Source organism: Arthrobacter sp. H5, assembly GCF_000520595.1.
In the GTDB taxonomy this organism is placed as follows: domain Bacteria; phylum Actinomycetota; class Actinomycetes; order Actinomycetales; family Micrococcaceae; genus Arthrobacter_D.
The window spans coordinates 92575-96734 of sequence record NZ_KI914980.1 but is presented as its reverse complement, the minus strand read 5'-3'; the positions used below and the strand labels follow the sequence as shown (position 1 = coordinate 96734).

Genomic DNA, 4160 nt, shown 5'->3' with positions numbered 1-4160 from the left:
ATGCGGCGCACCACCAGCCTGCCCATTCCGCCGTGGCGCAGCAGGCCATGTCATCGATGCTGTCCGCGCCGGCCACCATCCCGGCAACCAGGGACGCGAGCTTCAGCCCGGCGTTCGCGCCCTTGTCCGTCGGGACCGACAGCCAGTCGTCGGCCAGCGCCTGCAGCCCGGCGTCCCGGCCCAACACCATCATCGGCAGCAGCCCGGCCGACGCCACGAGGATCAAGGCTTAGACAGCCCCCTGCTGTCCGGCCAGGGCGATGACGGCGACACCACGCGGCTGAAGTACGTGCGTAGTCCCTTCAGCCTGGACGGATACCTCCTGCACCGAGTGGTTCAACAGGAAGGTCCACGAGCCGCGACGCACTGCCTCGACGTTGGGGACTGGCTCTGCAAGTACCCCCTGAACTTCGGCGTCTGTCAGCACATCGTCGAGCAGGGCCTTCATACCTTCCGGCCCGGGAAGGGTTGCTGCATACCAGGCCCTGCCCGCATCACGGCTGTTGCGGGTAATGGCTGGCCATCCGTCCAGTTCGCCACCGACAAAGGAGGCGATGACCTCGGCGCTGCCGGCATGGACATACTCTCCCCAGAGCGACGCTGAGCTGGACGGCAGCAGGCTGCCCTCTATCCGGAGCGTCGGTACATCTGCCTGCCCATTTCTTTCCAGGTCCGGGCCCGCTGGCGGGGCGAATTCCTCGATGCGCACCCCCAGCGTCTCAGCGAGACCGCCGAGGTATCCGCCGAAAGTGATGTGCCCATGGGGATCGAGGATGGCGCTTTGAAAGGTCACCAGCAGGCGCCCGCCCTGGCGGGCGTATTCGTCGAGGCCGGTAATTGCCTCCTTACCGGCCATAAAGAGGCTTGGGACTATGACCGCGCGGTACCGGCTGAGGTCATCCCCGGGCCGCACGAAGTCGGCGGTGACGGTACGGCGGTACAGCTCGCGGTACCAGGCGAAGGCATGCTCAACGTACCGGATGTCGCCCGGTGTCGCGTCCTGCTCTATGCTCCACCAGCTATCCCAGTCGAACATAATGGCCACGTCCGCCGGCACCCTCGCGCCGACGATGGCCTCGAGCTGGCCAAGTTCCGCACCAAGTTGTTCAATCTCGCGCCACGTCTTGGTGTCGGTGCCGCTGTGGGGCACCATTCCGGAATGAAACTTTTCGGCACCCGCAACTGATTGGCGCCACTGGAAGTACATGACCCCGTCGGCGCCACGGCTCACGCACTGGTACGAGTAGGCCCGGTTCATTCCAGCCGGTTTGGCGGCGTTGCGGCGTCGCCAGTTCACGGCACTGGGCGCTTGTTCCATCAGTATCCAGGGGCGTCCGCCGCCGAGTGATCGGACAAGGTCACGGACCATGGCCGCGTAGGCGGGGGAGTCAGGATCCGCCGGGTCCGGGTAGGAATCGTCACTGACGACGTCGACCTCCGAGCTCCACGTCCAGTAATCAACGTTCTTGAAGAAGCCCATGAAGTTCGTTGTGACCGGCACCTCCGGTGTGGCCTTGCGCAGAATCGATTTTTCCATCCGGTAGCACTCCAGCAGTTCGTCGGAACTGAACCGACGGAAATCGAGTTTTTGCGTGGGATTTTTGAAGGTCGGGGCCGCGCGCGGCGGGTAAACCTCTGCAAAGTCCGAGTACTGCTGGGACCAGAAAGTCGTTCCCCACGCCTCGTTCAGGGTCTCAACAGTGCCGTAGCGGCGTTTGAGCCAGCTCCGGAACGCCTCTGCGGACACGTCACAGTAGCAGCGGCTCACATGGCAGCCGTACTCATTATTGATGTGCCAGAGCTCGAGTGCAGGATGAGAGCCGTAGCGTTCGGCTAGGGCTTCCACCAGCCGCGCGGCAAGGCGGCGGTAGATAGGCGAGCTCGGGCAGTAGTGTTGACGGCTTCCCGGGGACAGCCGAACGCCGTCCTCGGTGACGGGCAGGACCTCGGGGTACCGGTGCGTCAGCCACGGTGGCGGTGAAGCGGTGGCTGTAGCCAGGTCCACGCGGACGCCACCAGCGTGCAATCCGTCCATGACCCGGTCCAGCCAGCCAAAGTCGAACTCACCTTCGCGCGGCTCAAGCCGTGCCCAGGAGAAGACTCCTACGGTGGCCAGGTTCACTCCCGCTCGCTGCATAAGCTGGACGTCCTCAGCCCAAACCGCCTCCGGCCACTGTTCCGGGTTGTAGTCTCCGCCGTACCAGATGGGCATAATGCTGACCGCGCTTTCTTTCGTCATGTTGGGTTGGGTGCTCAAGCTTTAATGCCGCCGGTCGCGAGTCCGCTTTGCCAGTATTTCTGCAGATAGAGGAAGGCGGCGATCAGCGGGAGAATGGATACGAGTGAGCCAGTAATAACGGTGGAGAAGAGCGCCTGCGCCCCACCGCCGGCCGCGCTGGCCGCCTGCTGTTGGGCCAGTCCCACGGTCAGCGGGAAAAGCTCCGGAGAATTGAGCATGATCAGCGGCAGGAAGTAATTGTTCCAGGTAGCGACCAGCGCGAAGAGGAACACCGTTACAATTCCTGGCGCGAGCAGCCGCAGTGCCACCTGCCAGAAGATGCGGAACTCTCCGGCGCCGTCGATCCGTGCAGCCTCAATAAGGCCGTTCGGGATGGCGTCCGCCGCGTAGACCCGCATCAGGAACACGCCGAACGGACTAACCAGCGAGGGCAGGATGATGGCCCAAGGGGTGTTGGTGATTCCGAAATTACTGAACAGCAAATACGTCGGAATTGCCAGGGCGGTCAGCGGGACCATGATCGCGCCTAGGACAATACTGAACAGTAGGGTTCCGCCGGGGAACTGGTATTTGGCGAAGGCGTAGCCAGCCATCGTTGCCAGCAGCGCAGCGCCTATACCGCTCACACCCGCGTAGACCGCGGTGTTCAGCATCCATCGGACATAGATGCCGTCCTGGGTGGTGAACACCGTTTCCAGGTTCTCCATGAGACTGAAATTCCGTCCGAACCACAGCCCGAATGTCGAGAACAGGTCCGCGTTGTTCTTGGTTGAGGCGATGACCAGCCAGATCAGCGGAAAGAGGAAGTACAGTGCGCAGGTCCACAACGCAATGGTTAGCGGTGTGCTGCGCTTGTCCTTGCGTTCGCGGCGGCTTTGCTGCGGCGCCATGAGCGCGGCGGGGGTCGAGCCCGGACCTGCTTCGTGCGCTTGCCCGGCGGTGGGGACGTGTGCGCTCATGACGCGCCTCCCCGTCGCTGTGTGCCCAACTGCACCGCGTAGCTCACGATCATGATGACGATGCCAAGGATGAACGCAATTGCCGCTGCATAGTTGATCTCCTGATTGGTAAAGGCGAGGTTATACGCGTAGTAGTTCGGCGTGTATGAATTCGAAATCGCGGTAGGTGCGATTTTGTCGAGCAGGCTGGGCTCGTTGAACAGCTGGAAGGTGCCAATGATCGAAAAAATCACCGTCAGCATGATAGCTGGCCGGATGGCGGGGATCTTGATACTCCACGCGATCCGCCATTGCCCCGCACCGTCGATTTCCGCTGCTTCGTACAGCTCCGAAGGGATGGATCGCAGCGCCGAATACATGATGATCATGTTGTAACCGACAAATGACCAGGTAACGATGTTCATCATGGAACCGAGGATGTTGTCGGGCGACAGTAGGTTCGGAGCGCTCATGCCCGCGGCCCGGATGGTCTGGGCGATTGGCCCGAAGTCATTGCCGTAAAGGTAGCCCCACATGAGGGCGGCGATTACTCCGGGCACCGCATACGGAATGAAGACCAGCAAGCGCGCGGCGTTTGCCCCGCGGGCTAGCCCGGTATCGAGGGCCAGGGCAACAAGAAGCGCAAGAGCGAGCATGATCGGCACCTGGACGACCAGGAAGACCCCCATGCGCAGAACACCGTCCATGAAGGCAGGGTCCGTTATCGCCCGTACATAGTTGTCAAGGCCGGTGAACGTCACGCCACCGATCAGCTTCCGTTGGAAAAAGCTGAGGTATCCGGAATAGAGCAGCGGCACGATCAGCATGGCCACAAAGACCACCATGAACGGAAGCACGAACAGGTAGGCAGCGGTGTTCTGCTTTCGCCTGGTGGTGCTGCCTGCGGGCGTCCTGCCCGGCATTGATCTGTTTTTCATGCGGTACCCCGATATGTGGCAGGCGGAGGCGCCGGCTGGCAGAAG

General features: G+C 62.2%; 3 protein-coding genes and 1 pseudogene. All 4 read right to left on the bottom strand.

The genetic code is table 11. The features are described from left to right. Positions 1-193: pseudogene (locus Y708_RS0104370) on the bottom strand (IS1380 family transposase); the annotation flags it as partial. Between the two features lie 36 nt (positions 194-229). Continuing rightward, positions 230-2239: a beta-galactosidase gene (locus tag Y708_RS0104365; protein ID WP_028278983.1), complete on the bottom strand. Its 2010-nt coding sequence runs from the start codon at positions 2237-2239 to the stop codon at positions 230-232. A 14-nt stretch (positions 2240-2253) separates the two neighbouring features. Further along, complete coding sequence (locus Y708_RS0104360) at positions 2254-3198, bottom strand: carbohydrate ABC transporter permease (RefSeq protein WP_028278982.1); 945 nt, start codon at positions 3196-3198, stop codon at positions 2254-2256. Beyond that, positions 3195-4100: a carbohydrate ABC transporter permease gene (locus Y708_RS0104355; protein WP_028278981.1), complete on the bottom strand. Its 906-nt coding sequence runs from the start codon at positions 4098-4100 to the stop codon at positions 3195-3197. Before Y708_RS0104355 ends, Y708_RS0104360 begins: the two co-directional genes overlap by 4 nt. Positions 4101-4160: the final 60 nt, after the last annotated feature.

Coding starts and splice junctions, on each gene's coding strand:
- Y708_RS0104365 (WP_028278983.1), bottom strand. CDS start 2,239: ATGACGAAAGAAAGCGCGGTCAGCATTATGCCCATCTGGTACGGCGGA.
- Y708_RS0104360 (WP_028278982.1), bottom strand. CDS start 3,198: ATGAGCGCACACGTCCCCACCGCCGGGCAAGCGCACGAAGCAGGTCCG.
- Y708_RS0104355 (WP_028278981.1), bottom strand. CDS start 4,100: ATGCCGGGCAGGACGCCCGCAGGCAGCACCACCAGGCGAAAGCAGAAC.